General features: G+C 52.6%; 21 protein-coding genes and 1 other RNA gene. 4 read left to right on the top strand and 18 right to left on the bottom strand.

The window, feature by feature from the left end; translation table 11 throughout:
* The 10 genes from MHN01_RS03730 to rsmI all read right to left on the bottom strand — a co-directional run.
* Positions 1–555: FtsW/RodA/SpoVE family cell cycle protein (locus MHN01_RS03730; RefSeq protein WP_239410094.1), on the bottom strand; the 555-nt coding region annotated here is incomplete at its 3' end.
* Positions 555–1,892: a UDP-N-acetylmuramoyl-L-alanine--D-glutamate ligase gene (murD, locus tag MHN01_RS03725; RefSeq protein WP_239410093.1), complete on the bottom strand. Its 1,338-nt coding sequence runs from the start codon at positions 1,890–1,892 to the stop codon at positions 555–557. The genes MHN01_RS03730 and murD, both read right to left, overlap by 1 nt.
* Complete coding sequence (gene mraY, locus MHN01_RS03720; RefSeq protein WP_239410092.1) at positions 1,893–2,975, bottom strand: phospho-N-acetylmuramoyl-pentapeptide-transferase; 1,083 nt, start codon at positions 2,973–2,975, stop codon at positions 1,893–1,895.
* Positions 2,975–4,378 carry a UDP-N-acetylmuramoyl-tripeptide--D-alanyl-D-alanine ligase gene (gene murF / locus MHN01_RS03715; protein ID WP_239410091.1) on the bottom strand — a complete coding sequence of 468 codons (1,404 nt, stop codon included), beginning with the start codon at positions 4,376–4,378 and terminating at the stop codon, positions 2,975–2,977. The genes mraY and murF overlap by 1 nt, the downstream gene beginning before the upstream one ends.
* Positions 4,375–5,886: a UDP-N-acetylmuramoyl-L-alanyl-D-glutamate--2,6-diaminopimelate ligase gene (gene murE / locus MHN01_RS03710; RefSeq protein WP_239410090.1), complete on the bottom strand. Its 1,512-nt coding sequence runs from the start codon at positions 5,884–5,886 to the stop codon at positions 4,375–4,377. Before murE ends, murF begins: the two co-directional genes overlap by 4 nt.
* On the bottom strand, positions 5,873–7,642 hold the full coding sequence (locus MHN01_RS03705) for a penicillin-binding transpeptidase domain-containing protein (RefSeq protein ID WP_239410089.1): 1,770 nt from the start codon (positions 7,640–7,642) through the stop codon (positions 5,873–5,875). Before MHN01_RS03705 ends, murE begins: the two co-directional genes overlap by 14 nt.
* An 8-nt stretch (positions 7,643–7,650) precedes the next feature.
* Positions 7,651–7,971 carry a cell division protein FtsL gene (gene ftsL / locus MHN01_RS03700; protein ID WP_239410088.1) on the bottom strand — a complete coding sequence of 107 codons (321 nt, stop codon included), beginning with the start codon at positions 7,969–7,971 and terminating at the stop codon, positions 7,651–7,653.
* Positions 7,968–8,915: a 16S rRNA (cytosine(1402)-N(4))-methyltransferase RsmH gene (rsmH, locus tag MHN01_RS03695; RefSeq protein WP_239410087.1), complete on the bottom strand. Its 948-nt coding sequence runs from the start codon at positions 8,913–8,915 to the stop codon at positions 7,968–7,970. Before rsmH ends, ftsL begins: the two co-directional genes overlap by 4 nt.
* Positions 8,916–9,289: 374 nt before the next feature.
* Positions 9,290–9,672, bottom strand: an RNA gene (rnpB, locus tag MHN01_RS03690) — RNase P RNA component class A.
* Positions 9,673–9,770: 98 nt separating this feature from the next.
* The gene (gene rsmI / locus MHN01_RS03685) at positions 9,771–10,631 is read right to left on the bottom strand and encodes a 16S rRNA (cytidine(1402)-2'-O)-methyltransferase (protein WP_239410086.1); all 861 of its coding nucleotides are present in this window, start codon (positions 10,629–10,631) and stop codon (positions 9,771–9,773) included.
* 61 nt (positions 10,632–10,692) lie between these two features.
* Between rsmI and MHN01_RS03680 the strand changes: the two genes are divergently transcribed.
* The 4 genes from MHN01_RS03680 to MHN01_RS03665 are packed head-to-tail and all read left to right on the top strand — an operon-like array spanning position 10,693 to position 14,007.
* A complete protein-coding gene (locus MHN01_RS03680; RefSeq protein WP_239410085.1) occupies positions 10,693–12,522 on the top strand; it encodes a penicillin-binding protein activator in 1,830 nt (609 codons plus the stop codon).
* Entirely contained in the window at positions 12,506–12,874 is a 369-nt protein-coding gene (locus tag MHN01_RS03675; RefSeq protein WP_255725008.1) for a YraN family protein, read from the top strand. Before MHN01_RS03680 ends, MHN01_RS03675 begins: the two co-directional genes overlap by 17 nt.
* A gap of 2 nt (positions 12,875–12,876) precedes the next feature.
* Positions 12,877–13,467, top strand: coding sequence for a phosphoheptose isomerase (locus tag MHN01_RS03670; RefSeq protein ID WP_075762368.1), 591 nt, complete (start codon positions 12,877–12,879; stop codon positions 13,465–13,467).
* 3 nt (positions 13,468–13,470) lie between these two features.
* The gene (locus tag MHN01_RS03665; protein WP_239410084.1) at positions 13,471–14,007 is read left to right on the top strand and encodes a BON domain-containing protein; all 537 of its coding nucleotides are present in this window, start codon (positions 13,471–13,473) and stop codon (positions 14,005–14,007) included.
* A gap of 103 nt (positions 14,008–14,110) precedes the next feature.
* Here the strand turns inward: MHN01_RS03665 and sspB are convergent, their stop codons facing one another.
* The 8 genes from sspB to zapE all read right to left on the bottom strand — a co-directional run.
* Positions 14,111–14,617: a ClpXP protease specificity-enhancing factor gene (gene sspB / locus MHN01_RS03660; RefSeq protein WP_239410083.1), complete on the bottom strand. Its 507-nt coding sequence runs from the start codon at positions 14,615–14,617 to the stop codon at positions 14,111–14,113.
* Positions 14,617–15,255 carry a stringent starvation protein SspA gene (gene sspA, locus MHN01_RS03655; protein WP_239410082.1) on the bottom strand — a complete coding sequence of 213 codons (639 nt, stop codon included), beginning with the start codon at positions 15,253–15,255 and terminating at the stop codon, positions 14,617–14,619. Before sspA ends, sspB begins: the two co-directional genes overlap by 1 nt.
* A gap of 86 nt (positions 15,256–15,341) precedes the next feature.
* Positions 15,342–16,079, bottom strand: coding sequence for a cytochrome c1 (locus MHN01_RS03650; RefSeq protein WP_239410081.1), 738 nt, complete (start codon positions 16,077–16,079; stop codon positions 15,342–15,344).
* Positions 16,076–17,341, bottom strand: coding sequence for a cytochrome bc complex cytochrome b subunit (locus MHN01_RS03645; protein WP_239410080.1), 1,266 nt, complete (start codon positions 17,339–17,341; stop codon positions 16,076–16,078). The genes MHN01_RS03650 and MHN01_RS03645 overlap by 4 nt, the downstream gene beginning before the upstream one ends.
* Entirely contained in the window at positions 17,341–17,931 is a 591-nt protein-coding gene (petA, locus tag MHN01_RS03640; RefSeq protein ID WP_239410079.1) for a ubiquinol-cytochrome c reductase iron-sulfur subunit, read from the bottom strand. The genes MHN01_RS03645 and petA overlap by 1 nt, the downstream gene beginning before the upstream one ends.
* A 350-nt stretch (positions 17,932–18,281) precedes the next feature.
* On the bottom strand, positions 18,282–18,674 hold the full coding sequence (gene rpsI, locus MHN01_RS03635; protein ID WP_075762376.1) for a 30S ribosomal protein S9: 393 nt from the start codon (positions 18,672–18,674) through the stop codon (positions 18,282–18,284).
* A gap of 15 nt (positions 18,675–18,689) precedes the next feature.
* Entirely contained in the window at positions 18,690–19,118 is a 429-nt protein-coding gene (rplM, locus tag MHN01_RS03630) for a 50S ribosomal protein L13 (protein WP_239410078.1), read from the bottom strand.
* Positions 19,119–19,471: 353 nt separating this feature from the next.
* The coding region (gene zapE / locus MHN01_RS03625; protein WP_239410077.1) for a cell division protein ZapE at positions 19,472–20,274 on the bottom strand (803 nt) is incomplete at its 5' end.

Raw genomic sequence — 20,274 nt, 5'->3', positions numbered from 1 at the left:
CATCACTACGAACGATCCCAAATCCGGCTGCTGCAACAGCAAGCCGGCCAGAACAGCCAATACAACCAACGGCTTGATAAAACCAAAGAAGCTATCGCGTACCTGGTGGTACTGACGGACCAGATAACCGGCCAAAAAGATAAACAGCGACAACTTTGCCACTTCGGCCGGCTGGAGGTTAAATACCCCCAGCGGGATCCAGCGGGCGGCACCATTGACCGAGCGTCCGACCACCAGCACGGCTATCAGTAATAAAATCGAGACCAGCAACATGGGCACACTAAGCTGTCGCCAACGTTCAAGCGGGATTTGCACCATAAAACCGGCTATCACCAGCGAGCATGCCAAGAAAAAGCCGTGGCGCAAGGCAAAGTAAAAGGGCATATCGGTCAGTCGAGTTGCAACAGGCACGGATGCAGAGGTCACCATTACCAACCCTGTCACCATCAGTGCCAGTGCAATCCACACCAGCTGACGGTCATACATGCTGGGTGCCGCCGGGCGAGTCAGCCATTCACCGAATGCTGAACAACTCTCTCTGATCTGCCCCAGCATCAACTCACTCCGGCGACTTTGTACTGAAGCTCAGTCGCCAGCGCGACAAAAGCATCACCCCGGGCCATAAAATTTGGAAACTGATCAAAGCTGGCGCATGCAGGCGATAACAATACCATATCACCAGCCCGAGCTGTTTCTGCCGCTATAATCATTGCCTGCTCCATGGTCTCGACCGATAACGGTTTTTCAACAAGCGGCGCAAACTGATCGCCATCCCGCCCATAACAATATAACTGTACATCTAAGTCAGCCAATACGGGCTTAAGTTCAGAAAAATCCGCCCCTTTGCCATCACCACCGACCAAAAGGTGCAGCTTGCCGGATAAATTGAGTCCTTTTAGCGCCGCCAGCGTACTGGCCAGATTGGTGGCCTTGGAATCATTGACCCACTGTACGTCGTGGTAACTGGCCACCAGCTGACACCGGTGCGCCAGGCCGTTATAGCGTTTTAATGCCCGACATGCCGCCGCATGCTCGATCGCTACCGCATCGGCCAGCGCCAGTGCGGCCAGGCTGTTGGCTACATTATGACGACCGACAAGGGCAATCTCGCGGGTTGCCATTACCGGCTGCTGCGCCACAGCAAGGTATTCCTCACCGTCGAGGCTAACCAAGCCGTAGGCTTCGGAATCAAAACCAAAACTGGTCATTTCACCGGCAAAATATGCTGGACGGGTAGCAAGGTCATCACGGTTAAACACCGCCAGCTCGGTATGATCAAAGATCCGCATTTTGGCCCGGCTGTAATCTTCCAGCCCTTCGTAACGGTCCATATGATCTTCGGAAAGATTGAGGTACACAGCCGCCTTTAGCTGCAGTGATGAGGTTGTTTCGAGCTGAAAGCTGGATAATTCCAGGACATAGAGTTCATGGTCCTGCGCCAGCATATCCAGGGCCGCAAAACCGATATTGCCACCGACCCCCACATTGATCCCGGCCTCTTTGGCCATTTCCCCCACCAGACTGGTGACGGTGCTCTTTCCGTTAGAGCCGGTAATTGCCACAACCGATTTGTTTACCGCCCGGGCAAACAATTCGATATCACCGACAATCTCAATACCGGCCTTTGCCGCTGTCACCAGTTCAGGGGTCGCCAAAGCGATACCGGGGCTGGCTACAATCATATCTGCGGCCAGTAGCCAGTCCATGTTCCAGCTCCCGCTACATAGTGCAACCTGCGGCGGCAGCTTATCTTGCCCAGGCGGTGTCGGACGGGTATCGATCACTTTAATATCCATCTCTTCAGGTTGACGCAGAAGGTGGTTAACCACCGACAGCCCGGTCATTCCCAGACCGATAACCACAACCTTTTTCACACCGTCCAAGCCATTCATTTAACGTACCTTCAGTGTTGCCAATGCAATCAGAACCAGCATCAGGGTAATGATCCAGAAACGAACGATAACCCGCGGTTCCGGCCAGCCCTTAAGCTCATAGTGATGGTGAATAGGTGCCATGCGGAAAATACGCTGGCCGCGCAGTTTGTAGGAACCAACCTGCAGGATCACTGACACGGTCTCCATCACGAACACACCGCCCATGATCACCAACAGCAACTCCTGACGCACCAGTACCGCAATCGTACCCAGCGCCCCGCCAAGAGCCAGCGACCCCACATCGCCCATAAAAACCTGGGCCGGATAAGTGTTAAACCACAAGAAACCAAGGCCTGCGCCGACAATTGCCGTACACACTACCACCAGTTCACTGGCATCTTTCAGATAAGGAATATGCAGGTAGTTGGCAAAGTTCACGTTGCCGGTTGCCCAGGCAATGAATGCCATACCAGCCGCCACCATGACCGTAGGCATGATAGCCAGTCCATCAAGACCATCGGTCAGGTTTACTGCGTTACTGGTACCGACAATCACGAAATAGGTGAAAACGATATAAAACAGGCCAAGCTGCGGCATCACATCTTTGAAGAAAGGAACCACCAGCTGCGTTGCCGCTGTGTCCTGACCATGCACATACAGGGCAAAGGCGACACCAAAGGCAATCACCGACTGCCAGAAGTACTTCCAACGCGCGATCAGGCCATCGGTGTTCTTACGGACCACTTTACGATAATCATCGACAAAACCGACCGCACCATAGCCCAGCATGACGGTAAGCACCGCCCAGACATAAGGGTTAGACAGATCAGCCCACAGCAACACGGTGATGGCTATCGCCGCTAGGATCATGATGCCGCCCATCGTCGGCGTTCCTCGTTTGCTGAAGTGTGACTCCGGACCGTCATGGCGCACTACCTGGCCGATTTGCAGCATCTGCAGGCGGGCAATCAGGCGCGGACCAATCCACAGTGAAAGCAGCAATGCCGTCAGCACACTGACAATCGCGCGGAATGTCAGGTACTCAAACAGACGGAAAAAAGGGAACGTGGACTCTAATAAGTCAGCTAACCAGTAAATCATTATGCATTTTCCTGCAGCGCGGCAATAACGTCTTCCATTCGGGAACTACGTGCTCCCTTTGCCAACACTGTAATTTCTGTATGTTGTGAATTAAGTTGTTGATGATGTAGCTGTTCCTTCAGCAAGCTGATCAGGGCTGATTTATCATCAAAATGTTGACCGTGATTCATTTCACTGACCACGGCACTGGCCTGGCCATAAGTCAGCACCTGATCCAGCTGCTTGGCCATGGCATATTCAGCGACTTCACGGTGCAAGGCTGCACTGTCATCGCCCAACTCTGCCATATCACCAAGCACAAACCAGCGCTGGCCCGAAAAAGTGGCAAGCAGATCAATGGCTGCCTTCACCGAAGCCACGCTGGCATTATAGGTATCGTCGATAAGACGAAGTCCCGAACGTGGCGAGGTAATATCTACCCGTCCTTTGACGTTTTCCACCTCGGCCAGCCCTTGCCTGACCTGCTCCAATGTCGCTCCCATTGCCATACTGAGCGCAGCGGCAGCCAGCGCATTGGCAATATTGTGGGCCCCCGGCAGGGTCAGCTCGACAGGCACGTCACCGTCAGGGGTGCGCATTGTAAAACAAGCACGGCCAAGATTGTTAATAAATATGTCACTTACCGAGAAATCAGCACCGGGCTGGGTGGAAGAAAAAGTCACCACCTGATGACCAACCAGTGCAGGCTGCCACATAGTCAATTCGTTCGAATCAAGATTGATAATGGCCGTCGTCGCCACCGTGCTATCATCCCGGCCCGGTGCAAGACCTTCAAAGATTTCACCTTTGGCCTTGGCTACCCCTTGCAACGAACCAAATCCTTCAAGGTGCGCGGCAGCCAGATTGTTAATCAGTGCAACCTGCGGTTTCACCAGTGCCGTGGTATAGGAGATTTCTTTCTGGTGGTTGGCACCCAGCTCAATCACCGCATACTCATGAGTTGGCTCCAGGCGCAATAGTGTCAGGGGAACACCAATATCATTATTGAAGTTCCCGCCAGTCGCCAGCACCTTGCCTCTCTGGCTCAGGATTGCCGCCACCATCTCCTTGACTGTGGTCTTGCCACAGCTGCCTGTCAGTGCCAACGTCTTCAAGCCGTATTGCTGCTCCATTCGGGCCTTGAGCCAAGCCCCGAGCTGTCCCAGTGCCAGGCGGGTATCTTTGACCACTAGCTGTGGCAGCTCAACCGGTAAGTGCCTGCTCACTAACAGCGCGCAAGCCCCGTTATCCTTGGCATTCTGGCAAAAATCATGTGCATCGAAACGTTCACCCTTGAGGGCGATAAACAGGGTCTGATCCGCAATGTTGCGGGTATCCGTCGACACCTCGGCAATAACTGTGTCACCGCCAATCAGTTCAGCCTCTAGTACTTCAGCCAACTGTGAAAGCTGAACCTCAATCATGCGTTATTCTCCAGTAGTTCCTCGACAGTTTCGCGGTCTGAGTAGTGAATCGTCCGGTCTGCGAGGATCTGATAGTCTTCATGTCCCTTACCAGCCACCAGTACAATATCCTCCGTCCCGGCATGGGTCAGTGCCCACTTACAGGCTGCATGGCGATCATGGATCACGGTTGCCAGCTCCGGCTGCTTCAGCCCGGCCTGCATATCCGCCACTATAGTGGCAGGGTCTTCGCTGCGCGGGTTGTCATCAGTCAGAATGATTTGGTCTGCCAGACACTCTGCAATATCCGCCATCATCGGGCGCTTGCCGTTATCACGATCACCACCACAACCGAAAATACACCACAGTCTGCCGCGACAATGCACCCGAAGAGCTTGCAAGGCTTTTTCCAATGCATCTGGGGTATGAGCATAATCAACAACCATCATAGGTTTGTCAGACTTTTGAAAAACTTCCATTCGCCCAATCACTGCCTGCAGCTTTGGCGCGGTCTCCAGCAGACGTGGTAAGGCGTGTCCGGTAGCCAGCAACGTCGCCAGCGCCAACATCAGGTTCATCACGTTAAACGAGCCGACTAACGGGGCGGTAAACTGACCGCCACCCCATGAGGAGTCAAAACAGACGGTCACGCCACGGGTACTGTATTCCACCTGTTTAAGCCACAAGGCATGGCCAGCATGCCCACTCAAACGGGATTTATCACTGGCAACCGCGACCGCTTCCGGTAAAGTGAGTAACCACTCGCGGCCAACCTCGTCATCGGCATTGATAATGGCTAAGCCTGAATTGTGGTCGGTAAACAGGGTTTTCTTGGCCGCGGCATAAGAGGCCATATCACCATGATAATCAAGGTGATCACGGCTTAGGTTGGTAAAGATGCTGGCAGCAAAATCAAGGGCCTTGACCCGCCCCTGTACCAAGCCATGGGAAGAAACTTCCATTGCGGCAAAACTGGCACCATCTTCAACTAGCTCCGCCAGCACCTGCTGGATTTCAATCGCGCTACCGGTGGTATTTACCGCAGGTTTCAGTTGCTGCAACAAGCCGTTACCGGTTGTGCCCATGACCCCGGCACAATAGCCAAGCTGCTCGGCCCACTGGGCCAGCAACTGGCTGATAGTCGTCTTACCGTTAGTCCCCGTGACGGCAACAAGCTTGAGCTGTTCGTCAGGCTGACCAAAGAAGCGCCGGGCTATCGCCGATAGCTGCTGTCCAAGCTGATAAAGGTAAACAATCGCAACCCCGTTCTGGCTTGCCACCGTCCCGTTGTCGGTGCTCTCATCAGCCTCAGCCAAGATCAAGGACGCCCCTGCTTCAATCGCAGCAGGGATAAACCGCCGACCATCCACCGCATGGCCGTTAACCGCAACAAACATCTCACCGGCACGTACCTGACGGCTGTCGAGCGTCATCCCGGTTAACTCGATATCGGCTAGTTCTGCAGGCAATGCCGCCACCCATGGAGACAATAACGCTCCCACTTTATTATTCTGATTAAGTACCGGCATGCGCATTGCCTCTGTTATTGACGATATTCAACTGTTCACCTGTTCCTGCATCCGGCGGAACATTCAAAATCTGAAGTGCACTTTCCATCACTTCCGAGAAAATCGGTGCCGCAATGGCGCCACCATAATATTTGTCACCCTGAGGCTCATTCACCACAACCACCATCGCCAGGCGAGGATCGCTGATCGGTGCCAGCCCGGCCGTCATTGCAATGTATTCATCGCTATATCCACCCGCCGCCGCTTTCTTGGCGGTACCTGTTTTTGCCCCGACACGATAGCCCGGTACAGCAGCACGTTTGGCGCTGCCCTCTTCGCCAGTTACCATCTCAAGCATACTCAGTAACTTGCGTGTATTCTCCACCGATGCAACCTGACGCCCCGGGACAACATCTTCCGTTTTTAGGATCGACAACGGGCGGTTCACGCCCATCGCCCCAAGCGTGGCATAGGCACGTGCCAGCTGAATCGGTGTCACGGAGATCCCGTACCCGAAAGCCAGTGTTGCCCTTTCAAAATCCGACCAGCGGCGGCGATCCGGGAAAAAACCCTGTGCCTCGCCAATCAGGTTGATCCCCGAAGCATCCCCCAGGCCAACACTGCTATACATGCCCAGCACCGCATCGATCGGCATCGCCAGGGACAGCTTGCTGACCCCGATATTACTGGACTTCTGGAGGATTTTGGCCAGATTGGCCTTACCGACCCGGGACACATCCCTGACTCGGCTACCACCGACCTGCATCAGGCCGTTACCGGTATCGATAATGGTATCTTCGTCAGCCACACCATTTTCCATGGCGGCCAATACTATAAACGGCTTGATTGTCGACCCCGGCTCCATGGCATCGGTAATGGAGCGGTTGCGCATCCTGAAGCTCTGTAGCTGGTTGCGATTGTTCGGGTTATAGGAAGGGGCGTTGACCATCGCCAGTATCTCGCCGGTACGCACATCCACCATTACCACCGTGGCCGAGGTTGCCTGATAATCGGCCACCGCCTGTTTGACCGCCCGGTAGGCAACGGCCTGTAAGCGCTGATCGATACTGAGGGTCAATGGCTTGCCCGGCTCTCGTTTCTTGAGGGAAATATTTTCAACCACCCGGCCATAACGGTCCTTTCGCACTGTCCTGCGGCCTGGTTCACCGGTCAGCCAGCCATCGTAGGTACTTTCGACCCCTTCAAGGCCATGACTGTCGATCCCCGTCACCCCTATCAGGTGAGCACTGACTTCGCCGGCGGGATAAAAGCGGCGGGATTCATCTTTAAGGCCGACGCCGGGCAGCTTAAGCTTGTTGACATAGGACGCCATCGCCGGGCTGACCTGGCGTTGGAGATAGATAAAGCGTCTCTTTTTGTTTTTTTCAAGGCGGGCAAGCAGCTTTTGGCGATCCAGTCCAAGGACATCCGCCAGCGCGAACCACCGCTCCGGTACCTGGATCCCCCCGTTTTTATAGATTTGCACCGGATCGGCCCAGACGGCCTGAACCGGTACACTGACAGCAAGATGTTCATCGTTACGATCGGAAATGATCCCGCGGGCCGAAGGCATGGCCTTGACCCTCAGCGAGCGCATATCGCCTTCCTGTATCAGCTTGCCCGGCTCCAGTACCTGAATGTAGGCTGCGCGGCCAACCAGGGCCACCAAAGCCAATACAACGCAACCGCATATAACACCAAAGCGCCACGGGATAAAAACCGGTGGCGCTTTTTGGCGACGCTGATTCTTTGATTGCTGGCGCTTAAATATATTCATCAAATCTATTACTGTACGACGACTTCACTGTCTCTGGAAGGACGATTCATCTCAAGCTCCTTCTCGGCCAGTCGCTCGATCCGACTGTGTTCCGACAGGGAGTTTTCCTCAAGGATCTGATTTCGCCATTCGATATCCAGCTGATCCCGCTCAATCAGTAGCTGCTCCTGCTGGGCAATCAGCTGGCGTGAATGATGGGTGATCAATACCACCCCCAAGGCAGAAACAAGCACCAGAACCAGCAGCACCGACGGTACCCGCCCTACCGACACGAGATCCCGTGCAATCAGGCGAGCAAGACTCTCTGTGGGTTCCGGTGCCGAACTCATACGCGCTCAGCCAGTCGCAACACTGAACTGCGCGAGCGCGTATTATCACTAATTTCTGACTTCGACGGCTTGATGGCCTTACCAACCGTCTTCAAGTCGGCCGTACCCAGCGCCTTGATCTGATCTTCAGTCAACGGCAGGCCTGCCGGTACTTCCGGCCCTTTGCTCTGCTTGCGAATGAAGCGTTTTACCATCCGATCTTCCAGCGAGTGGAAACTGATCACAGACAGTCGGCCGCCCGGAGCCAATACTTTAACGGCGCCGTGCAACGCCGTATCAATCTCTTCCAGCTCACTATTGATGTAAATACGGATAGCCTGGAAGCTACGGGTTGCCGGGTGTTTATGTTTGTCCCTGAAAGGGGAGACCTCGGCAATCAGGCTGGCCAACTGGGTGGTACGTGTCAGCGGCTCTTTTTCCGGGTTCTCGCGGTGCGCGACAATGCCACGGGCAATGCGCTTGGCAAAACGTTCTTCACCAAACTCTTTCAATACCCAGGCAATATCGTCGGCATCCGCCTCTGCCAGCCACTCGGCCGCAGAAATACCGGAGGTCGGATCCATTCGCATATCCAGCGGACCGTCACGCATAAAGCTGAAGCCTCGCTCGGCATCATCCAGTTGCGGCGATGACACGCCAAGATCCAGCAGCACACCGTCTACCCGGCCGATCAGTTCACGCTCTTCCATATATTTAGCCAGGCCTGAAAACGGGCCATGGATAATCGTAAAACGCGGATCGTCAATTTTCTGTGCTTCGGCAATCGCCTGCGGGTCGCGATCAATACTGTATAGACGACCATTTTCACCGAGCTGAGATAAAATCAATCGGCTGTGTCCACCACGGCCAAAAGTTCCGTCGACATAAATTCCATCAGGTTTAATAGCCAGGCCGTCTACAGACTCATGGAGTAAAACGGAAACGTGCTCAAATTGTTCAGACATAAAAAAAAGTTCAGCTGTAGTGAAAGCCAACCAAGGATGTCCAGATATGCTGCGACAACCTCAGCCTGAAAGTGTATATTCAGAAGGAAAATAACCTTGCTAATTCATAGCATTAGGTAATTAAGCGCATTTATTTATCGTTAAAAACGGCTTTTCCCGCAAAATCCCACCGCAAAGTGTACGTATGAGACAAAAAAGTTGTCAAGCGAGAGCCCCGATTTCTGACAAACAAATAATAATGCTATGTAGAGGTTTTACATTGATACTAGGCAGATACGGGCTAATTAATTCAATTTTGTGAAATTGAGCCCTAAAACGATAAAAGGTGATGCCCGCTTTGTTTCCAAAGCATGACACCACCTTCTATGCAAAAAGAGGGGAGTTGGCTGATGAGCCGGGTTCTGTCCCGCTTACGCGGTGGTAACCATTCATCTAGGCCTGCAATCGCTCACAGGCTCAAGCAACCTACCCGTCCCCAACGCGGGCCACGCCATTAGGGACCTATTTGGTCTTGCTCCGGGTGGAGTTTACCGTGCCACGAACTATTACTAGTCGCGCGGTGCGCTCTTACCGCACCCTTTCACCCTTACCTGTACTCGCAAGCGAGCCATCGGCGGTTTACTCTCTGCTGCACTGGTCGTGGGCTCGCGCCCCCCAGACGTTATCTGGCACCCTGCCCTATGGAGCCCGGACTTTCCTCCCCCTCGTCAGTCTCCCAAAGGACATCAACGAGGCAGCGGTTACCTTAGCCAACTCCGGCGACGGATTGTATAAGACTCGGGTCACAGTTACCAGTGAAATATCCCACAACAAGCCGAAACGGTCGAAAAAGATACCGATTTAGATCCTGGCTAATTAATCAAGGTTCTCCAGCCCCCACTTATATAGCGCGTTCTTCTTCACGCCGTGGATCTCAGCTGCCATGGCTGCAGCCTTCTTAAGCGGTAGCTCCTTGGTCAGCAAAGTCACGGTTCGCAGTGCATCTGCCGGCAGGTCGTCTTTCTGCGCCCGGTGGCCCGCCACCAGCAGAACCATCTCGCCGCGGGTACGATTGCTGTCCTCGCCCAGCCATTCCACCAGCTCACCCAGCGGTGCACCATGGATGGTTTCATAGGTTTTGGTCAGCTCGCGGGCCAGTACTACCTGGCGCTCAGGCCCCAGTACGGCCAGCATATCCGCCAGCGAGTCCATAATTCGGTGCGGTGATTCATAAAAAATCATCGTCCGCTCGTCATCGGCCAGCTCCTGGAAGCGATCCCGGCGCCCTTTGCTTTTCGGCGGCAAAAAGCCTTCGAAGCTAAAGCGGTCTGACGGCAGGCCCGCCCCGCTCAATGCCGTTACCACGGCGCACGGGCCCGGCAGAGGAACAACTTTTACACCCGCCTGACGACAACGGTTGACCAGATGGTATCCTGGATCGCTAATCAGGGGAGTACCGGCATCCGATACCAGGGCGATGCTCGTGCCTGCCTGTAGCTTCTCGATCAAATAATCGGCTTTTTGCTGCTCATTGTGATCATGAAGTGCAAAGGTGCGGGTTGAGATAGAGAAATGTGTCAACAAGCGCGATGTATGGCGTGTATCTTCTGCGGCAATTAAATCCACATTTGCTAATACATCCAATGCACGCTGCGTGATGTCCGCTAAATTACCGATTGGTGTAGGTACGATGTACAAAGTTGCGACATCTACCGTGCATGAATTGGTCTCACTCATTTGTCTAAGATCTCATCTGCAATTAATATAGAGAGTAATTTGTCACAGTTGAATGAATTCAATGCTCAATTTTACCCATAAGCGTAAAAGTGTATCACGACTATTAGCGCCTGTAGCCCTCGCCGTGATCTTGGCTGGCTGCTCGACGCCACCTCAGGAACAGGCCGTGACCGCCGATATTACCGCTGCCGTGACCGATACGTCAGCTAATTATCTGATCAAAGCCGAGTCGAGCGAAGGAACAGAAAGCATCGACTGGCACATTCTGGCCCTCAAGGCCCTGATAAAAGAAGGCAACTGGTCACAGGCCGAACAGCAGGCCAACCGACTGGGACGGCTATCGATGAGCCCGCTCCAGATGGCCGAATGGCAGCTGGCACGGGCGACCCTGCGTTATCAGCAGGGCCAGCCGCAAGCGGCACTCGATACCCTGAACTTCCAGCCATGGTGGACGCTGGCAGACAGCCAGTACCTGCGTTTTCACATGCTCCGCGCCGAGCTGCTTGGCCAGACCAACCAGTCATTCAAGGCTGCCCGCGAGCGGACCGCGCTCGATCAGTATCTCAAGGCAGAACAGAAAGGGGCCAACTGGCAGAACCTGTGGCGGGATCTTTCCCACTACAACAATAACCAGTTACAGGCAACCAAGCTAAGCGAGGATGAAACCGTCCTGCGCGGCTGGGTCCAACTGAGCATTCTTAAAAATACCTACTCTCAGCGCCCGGCAAAGCTTAAGAGCACGGTCGAAGAATGGCTGGCGAAAAACCCCTATCATCCAGCCAACCAATATCTGCCTGCAGAGCTGCAGGCGATTATGGAGCTTGAAATCACCCAGCTGAACAATGTCGCCCTGCTGCTACCACTGTCAGGCCGCTACGAGAATTCCGGCAAAGCCGTCAGGGACGGCTTTATCAACGCCATGCTCGACGATACCGGCCGTGATGCCGAAACCGAGCTGGCCATCTATGATACCGAAGCCGAACCGGTCAGCTCGATTGTCAGCAAACTGGAACAGGACGGTATTGAGCTGGTCATCGGCCCGCTACGTAAAGAGAAGATTACCGACTTCCAGCGCAGCAATGACACCAATATCACCTTGCTAGCCCTGAACGAGCCCGAGCAGCTCAGCATGACCCAGTCAAATGCCTGTTATTTCTCGCTCTCGCCTGAGCAGGAAGCCGAGCAGGCAGCCCGTCATCTGTTTGCCAAAGGCCATGAGTATCCGATGGTACTAGCCCCGGGTAACAGCTTTGGCGAGCGTGTCAGCAACGCCTTTATTGAGCAATGGCAGCAACTGACTGGCAAGTCACCGGCAATCAGCTCCTTCAGCTCACGCAAGCAAATCCAGCAGCAGATTGCGACAGTCTTCGGCCTGACGGAGAGCCAGGCGCGCATCAACCAAATGCAGCAGGTACTGGGCCTCGAGCTTGAAGCTCAGCCACGTAGCCGCCGCGATACCGATGCGGTCTACCTGGTTGCCAACAAAAATGAGCTGACCCTGCTCAAGCCATTTATCGAAGTTGCGATTAACCCGGACATCGAACCGCCGAAACTGTACGCCAGCTCTCGCAGCTACCCGGACAGCAAGGGCGACAACAGCGAGCTAAGGGGCATTGAATTTAGTGATATTCCGCTGCTGGTCGATGCCAACCATAACTTTATGGCGCGCTACAACGAATTGTGGCCTAATGCCAAAAATACTGATATCCGTCTGCACGCCTTCGGAATGGACGCCTACAAGATGATTGCCGAGCTGCCGCAGATGCGCGCGGTCGATAATTACACTACCCAAGGCAAGACAGGCCAGCTAAGCCTTAATGATCAGTGCGTGATCCAGCGCCAGATCAGCTGGGCTATCTTCTCCGGTAACGGCATTGAGCCCGTTCAATAAACGCAAACAAGGGCAAGCCTACGAAGCCATGGCGGAGCAATTTTTGCTCCGCCATGGTCTCAAGCCGGTTTGTCGCAATTTCCAGTGCCGCAGCGGCGAAATTGATGTCATCATGCGCGATAAGACCTGCTGGGTTTTTATCGAGGTCAAATTCCGCCAAAATGCAGATTACGGCAGCGCCGCAGAAGCGGTAAACTGGCGCAAACAGCAGAAGCTAAAACGAGCAGCTTTGTTTTGGCTTCAGAAAAACGGCTTTTCGGTCGAACACACTGAGTTTAGGTTTGATGTCGTGGCGATACAGGGGCCCGAGCACCGGATTGAGTGGTTTACCAACACCCTAGTTGAAGGTTAATCATGCTAGAGAGCATTAAAGAAAGTTTTACAGAAAGTATCCAGACCCAAATAGCAGCTGCAGAAGCCCTGCCGGATGCCATTTCCCAGGCCGCACAAGTGATGGTGCAAAGCCTGCTTAACGGCAACAAGATTTTGTGTTGCGGCAACGGCGGCTCGGCGGCAAACTCCCAGCACTTTGCCTCCTGTCTGATCAACCGTTTTGAAACTGAGCGCCCAAGCCTGCCTGCCCTGGCACTGACTGCAGATACCACGACGCTGACGGCTGTCGCCAATGACTACCACCATGACGAGGTCTTCTCAAAGCAGGTACGCGCCCTCGGCCAAGCCGGAGATATCCTGTTTGTCCTGTCGACCAGCGGCAACAGCAAGAATATTATCAAGGCCATGGAAGCCGCACTGACCCGCGATATGACCATCATTGCCCTTACAGGCAAAGACGGCGGAGAAATGGCTGGACTGCTCGGCGTTCAGGATGTTGAGATCCGTATTCCGTCTCAGCGTACCGCCCGCATCCAGGAAGGCCACCTGCTGACGGTCCATTGCCTGTGTGATCTCATCGACAAGGTTTTGTTTCCACATCACGAAGGATAAGCAATGAAGATATACCAAGCCCTGCTAATTGCCGCGCTATTTGTTCTTCAGGGCTGCTCTGCACTTTCCAAAGCTGATACCCGCACCACTCAACAACAATGGTTTGATCAGCAGATTGAAATGGAAGTCGGCGGCCTGGCCAACAAGCCACCTTACCGCCAGCATGCCAGGATCAATGCAATTGCCATTGACGGCAAAGTACTGCTTGTCGGCCAGTCTGTCGACCAGCCCACCAAACAGAAGCTGGAAGAGCAGGTGCGATCGCTGGACAATGTTAAAACGGTCTATAACCAGATCCAGATCCGCCCGCTGCCCGAGCTGGGTGAGGTCAGCAAAGACAGCTGGCTGACGACCAAGGTGAAATCGCAAATCATCGGCAGCAAGAAGCTCAATGATGTCTCGATCAAGGTGGTCACCGAAGGCCAGGCGGTCTACCTGATCGGCTATGTGAACCGTGAGCAAGGAAATATTGCCGCAGAGATTGCGCGTAATGTCTCCGGGGTAAAGAAAGTCGTCAAAGTGTTTGAATACCAGAACTAATTTCAGATCTGCTTACTAACGACACCCGACACCTTGCCGCAGAAAACGATCACAAAAAAGAAAACAGCACAAAAGAAAAACGCAGCCAGAAGGCTGCGTTTTTTTATTTCACGACGCGGAGGCTTGGTCGGCCACGCGGACGAGGCGGCTCATCATCAGGGCCGCTGTCCTCACTGGCTTCCGTTACCTCAGCCAGAGGAGAACACGTCTCTTCCGCCTCAACAATCTCATCATACTGCTGCGCTTCGTCTGCCAGCTCAATATCTGCGATATCAGAAGCATAAGCCGGTTCCGGCTCAAACATGGTTCCTGCACCATTTTCACGGGCATAGATAGCCAATGCTGCATACATAGGCACAATCACAGAATGCGGGCGACCGCTAAAGCGGGCATTGAAGCTGATTGCCTCATTACCCAGCTCTAGGTTACCGACAGCACGCGGTGCGATATTCAGTACAATTTGACCGTCGCTGACAAATTCCGTCGGCACCTTGACACCTTGCAAGGTCGCGTCCACCACCAGATGGGGTGTCAGATCATTGTCAACTAACCAGTCGTAAAACGCGCGCAGCAAATAAGGGCGACGCGGCGTCATTTTTTCCATATCCATTATTGGCCGGCCAGACGCATTTCGCGCTCAGCTTCAGTCAGAGAAGCAAGGAATGAATCACGCTCGAAAACGCGGGTCATGTATGCTTTCACTTCTTTCGACCCGGCACCTGTCAGCTCGATACCCATTTCAGGTAAGCGCCACAGTAGCGGTGCCAGATAGCAGTCAACCAAGCTAAACTCTTCACTCATGAAGTATGGGAATTCAGCGAATACAGGTGCCAGTGCCAGCAGCTCTTCACGCAATTGCTTGCGTGCCTTGTCAGCTTCATCAGCGCTACCTTTGTTTATCTTCTCTGCTAGCGTGTACCAGTTACGCTCAACACGGTACATCATCAGACGACTGTTACCACGAGCAACAGGATAAACAGGCATCAGAGGTGGGTGAGGGAAACGCTCATCCAGGTACTCCATAATGATGCCGGCCTGGTAAAGAGCAAGCTCACGGTCAACCAGGGTTGGAACAGAGTTGTACGGGTTTAGGTCCAGTAGATCTTCAGGCAGGTTGTTTGGATCAACCAGCTCAATTTCAACACTAACACCCTTTTCTGCTAGTACGATACGCACCTGATGGCTGTAGATGTCCGAAGCATCAGAATACAGAGTCATCACAGAGCGTTTATTGGCAGCAACAGCCATTAACCCCTCCAGTATACTTATATACACAAAAAGCAACGGGGGCCCGAGCCCCCATTGCGAGATTCTTAACCCACTAGATTACCTGATCAGTGGACATCACGCCAATATTCTTTCTTCAACAATAATGTTAGTACAAAGAATATGACCAAAAAGCCCATTACCCATAAGCCCAGACTCTGACGTTCCAGTTTCATAGGTTCTGCAGAATACTCCAGGAAGTTAACCAGATCACGAACCGCCTCGTCATACTCTTCGGCGTTCAGCTCACCGGTTCCGTCAGACTCAATACCGACATACTCCTGCACTTCCTCACCGTCAACCAGGCGAGTTTCGTACACTTTGGTCGGTACGCCCTGAAGCTCTTCCAGCACATGCGGCATGCCCACGCTTGGGAAAACCACATTATTAACGCCAAACGGGCGGCTTGGGTCAGCATAGAAAGAACGCAAATAGGTGTAAAGCCAGTCGGTACCGCGAACGCGGGCAACCAGTGTCAGATCCGGTGCCGGAGCACCGAATGAGGCCGCCGCGTACTCTTCTGGAATCGCATTGGTCATCAGATCACCGATTTTGGCGTCCTTGTCGAATACCATGTGCTCTTTCATCAGATCCAACGGGATACCGATATCCGCCGCCACACGCTCATAGCGCTGGTACTGCGTGGCATGACAGCCAAAACAGTAGTTCATGAAGGTCTTGGCACCGCGCTGAAGCGATGCCTTGTCCGACAGATCATTGTTCGCATCATCTAAATGCACGTTACCACCAGCCGCCATCGCCATTGCAGGCAGCAGAGCTAGCAGCATTACAATCAACTTCTTCATTTGAATGTCACCCTCTCTGGTAGCGGTTTGGTCGCTTCGTTTTTACTGTAGAAGTACAGCAACACAAAGAACATGAAGTAACCCAGGCTGAAAATCTGTGCCAGCAAGGTATACGTCGGGGTTGCCGGCAGCGCACCCAGAATACCCAGCGCGATAAAGCTCACAGTAAACTGAACGATATTGATCAGGTGGAACTTGCTGCGGTAGCGGTAAGAGCGAACCTTACAGCGATCCAGCCATGGCAACAGGAACAACACCACAATCGACGCACCCATTGCAACAACACCCAGTAGCTTGTCCGGAACCGCACGCAGGATGGCGTAGAACGGTGTAAAGTACCAAACAGGGGCAATGTGCTCAGGCGTCTTCAGCGGGTTAGCCGCTTCAAAGTTAGGTGGCTCAAGGAAGTAACCGCCCATCTCCGGGTTGAAGAACAACACGTAGCAGAAGAAGAACAGGAAGACCGCAATACCCACCATATCCTTAACCGTACCGTACGGGTGGAACGGAATAGAGTCGATAATGTCGTACTTGCCACTGTACTGCTTGTGGAACGGGAACTGCGTTTTGTAGCCTTCACCTTTGCTGCCTTTCGGTAGCTTGGTATCGATACCGTCAGGGTTGTTTGAACCAACTTCGTGCAGAGCCAGAATGTGCAGCACAACCAGAAGCAGAAGCACAATCGGCAAGGCGATAACATGCAGTGCAAAGAAACGGTTCAGTGTCGCGCCCGAGATCACGTAGTCACCACGGATCCAAAGCGTCAGGTCATCACCGATAACAGGGATGGCACCAAACAGAGAAATGATTACCTGCGCACCCCAGTATGACATCTGGCCCCAAGGCAGCAGATAGCCCATGAAAGCTTCGGCCATCAGTACCAGGAAGATCAGCATACCGAACAGCCACAGCAGCTCGCGAGGCTTCTGGTAAGAGCCGTAGATCAAACCACGGAACATGTGCAGGTAGATAACGACAAAGAACGCCGAGGCGCCTGTCGAGTGCATATAACGCAGAAGCCAGCCGTATTCGACATCACGCATGATGTACTCAACGGAGGCAAATGCTCCCTCACCAGAAGGAACATAGTTCATTGTCAGCCAGATACCGGTAATAATCTGGTTAACCAGTACCAGCATGGCCAAGGAACCGAACAGATACCAGAAGTTGAAGTTCTTCGGCATCGGATATTCAGACAGATGCTTTTTGTACGCATCCATCATAGGTAAGCGTTTTTCAATCCAACCGAGTAGTGCTTCCATTAGGCTGTCTCCTCGTCTACACCGACCAGAATGGTATTGTCATCCAGGAATGTATGAGGCGGTACCACCAAGTTAAGCGGTGCTGGTACCCCCGCAAATACCCTGCCGGCCATATCGAACTTCGAGCCGTGGCACGGGCAGAAGAAGCCTGCGGTGATACCACTCACCTGCTCGCTAAAGCTATCTGGCAGATAGGTAGGGGAACAGCCGAGGTGTGTACAAATACCTACGGCTAAAAAGATTTCAGGTTTAACTGAACGAAATTTATTCTGGGCATACTCAGGTTGCTGCGGCTCTTCTGATGACGGATCGCGAAGATCACCATCATGACCACCCAACTCTTCTAAAATTGCATCACTACGACGCACGACCCAAACTGGTTTACCGCGCCACTCGACGCGTACCATTTGGCCATCTTCCAACTTACTGATATCAACTTCTACTGGCGCACCGGCGGCTTTAGCTTTCGCGCTCGGGTTCCAAGATTTGATAAAAGGCACAGCTACAGCGACTGCACCTAAGCCTCCAACAACCGAAGTTGTCGCAGTCAGGAAGCGGCGGCGGCCGTTACTTACTGGCGCATTGCTCATCCAACATTCTCCCATGTGCTCCCGCTCTGGATTATTATTATGTCCCTTGGCGTCCCTGGAGCTTACGGCTAACTTTCAACGGAATGAAACAACAGATAGTTTGTTACATTATCAAGCTGTTGTTTATCGCGCCAAATGATAAAGAAAACCCCACTTTTTGACAAGATAAAGCTACCTTTTCGCAACAAATGTGAGAGGTATGTTCTTTTTGTTTCAAATTTTCATCGAAGCGAGGGAATTCAAGGGCTCAAGAAGGGAAAATGATGGTTTTTTACAAACAAAAAAAAGCCCAACCCGAAGGTTGAGCTTTTCGTACACAGTAAACAGAATAAAAATTCTGAAGCGTAAAATTAACGCTTAGAGAACTGTGGACGACGACGTGCTTTACGTAGACCAACTTTCTTACGCTCAACTTTACGTGCGTCACGAGTAACGTAACCCGCTGCGCGTAGAGTAGGACGTAGAGTCTCATCGTATTCCATAAGAGCACGAGTGATACCGTGACGGATAGCACCTGACTGACCAGTGATACCACCACCTTTAACAGTGATGTATAGGTCTAGTTTCTCAGTCATTTCAACTAGCTCAAGTGGCTGACGAACAACCATGCGAGCAGTTTCACGACCGAAGTACTCATCAAGGCTACGCTTGTTGATTACGATGTTGCCAGAACCCGGTTTAATGAAAACGCGAGCAGCTGAGCTTTTGCGGCGACCAGTGCCGTAGTATTGATTCTCTGCCATTGTCATCTTCCCCAATTAGATGTCTAGAACTTTAGGCTGCTGTGCAGCGTGGTTGTGCTCAGCACCAGCGTAAACTTTCAGCTTACGGTACATAGCACGGCCTAGAGGACCTTTAGGAAGCATGCCTTTAACAGCAGTTTCGATAACCATTTCTGGCTTCTTATCGATAAGCTTCTCGAAGCTGATTGACTTCAGACCACCGATGTAACCAGTGTGGTGGTGGTACATTTTGTCAGTCTTCTTAGCGCCAGTTACAGCAACTTTTTCTGCGTTGATAACTACGATGTAGTCACCAGTGTCAACGTGCGGAGTGTACTCCGGCTTGTGCTTACCACGTAGACGAGATGCGATTTCAGTTGCTAGACGACCAAGAGTTTTACCTTCAGCGTCAACAACGTACCAGTCACGTTTTACAGTTTCTGGTTTAGCAACGAAAGTTTTCATGCTAATTCTTACCCAATATTAAAAATTGATTCACTTATGGAACTTGCGTTCCGTCTGTTAAGAGCCCAGTCATCACCCCTTCGAGCGGTTGGTGCTCCCGGCTTTCGCCGTCACAGGTACGGTGGGTTGCAAGATTATAGGGAAGGGTGGAGAAAAAATCACCTTTTTTTCAAAAAAAAATGCGATTTTTTCTCTTGCTACCAATCTGGGGAACAAACTGCCGTTTTTTACCCTTAAAACTATCGACTTTTCATCAAATATCGTCCGGCAAACTCATTGTGCCACTCACCAGAAGCAACCCCGACAGACTTCATGCATCACGCGGCTCAGGTTTAGTTCCTCCTGTGCTGGCGCTATGCAAGGTGCGGCCGGGCCAGGTATTCATGGCTCTGCATTTCTATCAGGCGAGAGCAACAACGCTTAAATTCGAACTCTAAGCGGCCATCTTGGTAAAGCCGCGTCAAATCCACCTCAGCTGACATAATCAGCTTTACATTTCGCTCATAGAATTCATCGACCATGGCAATAAAGCGCCGCGCGGCATCGTCTTGCTTTTCGCCCATCCTAATCACTTCCGATACCAGCACGGTGTGATAGATCTGCGCAATTTCCATATAGTCATTCTGACTTCTTGCGGTCTGGCACAAAGTCTGGAAGGTAAAGTGCACGACTCCGTCCGCCTCATGGCGAGTTGGCAGCATCCGGTTATTGATCTCAATCTCTTTCCCCCGGCTTCTGGGCTCGACACTTAGCTGGGTGAAGTATTGTTCGATATTCTTTTCTGCCTGCTCATCCAACGGGGAGTGGTAGATTTCGGCCTGCTCAAGTGTTCTCAGCCGGTAGTCAACACCAGAGTCGACATTGACGATGTCACAGTGCTGCTCGATTAACGCTATCGCCGGCAGAAAGCGCGCCCGCTGCAAGCCGTTGCGATACAGCTGGTCCGGCGGGATATTCGATGTCGCCACCAGCGTGATCCCGCGACGGAACAGCGCTTCAAACAGCGTGCCCAGGATCATCGCATCGGTGATGTCAGAAACAAAAAACTCATCAAAGCAAATGATATCGGTTTCAGCCTGGAACCGGTCTGCGACGATTTCCAGCGGATCGGACTGTGCCGACAGTTGCTGCATTTCCTGGTGCACCCGATGCATAA

Origin of the sequence: Photobacterium sp. OFAV2-7, assembly GCF_022347985.1 — a bacterium.
Classification (GTDB): Bacteria; Pseudomonadota; Gammaproteobacteria; order Enterobacterales; family Vibrionaceae; genus Photobacterium.
This window is presented reverse-complemented; position numbering and strand designations above follow the sequence as displayed.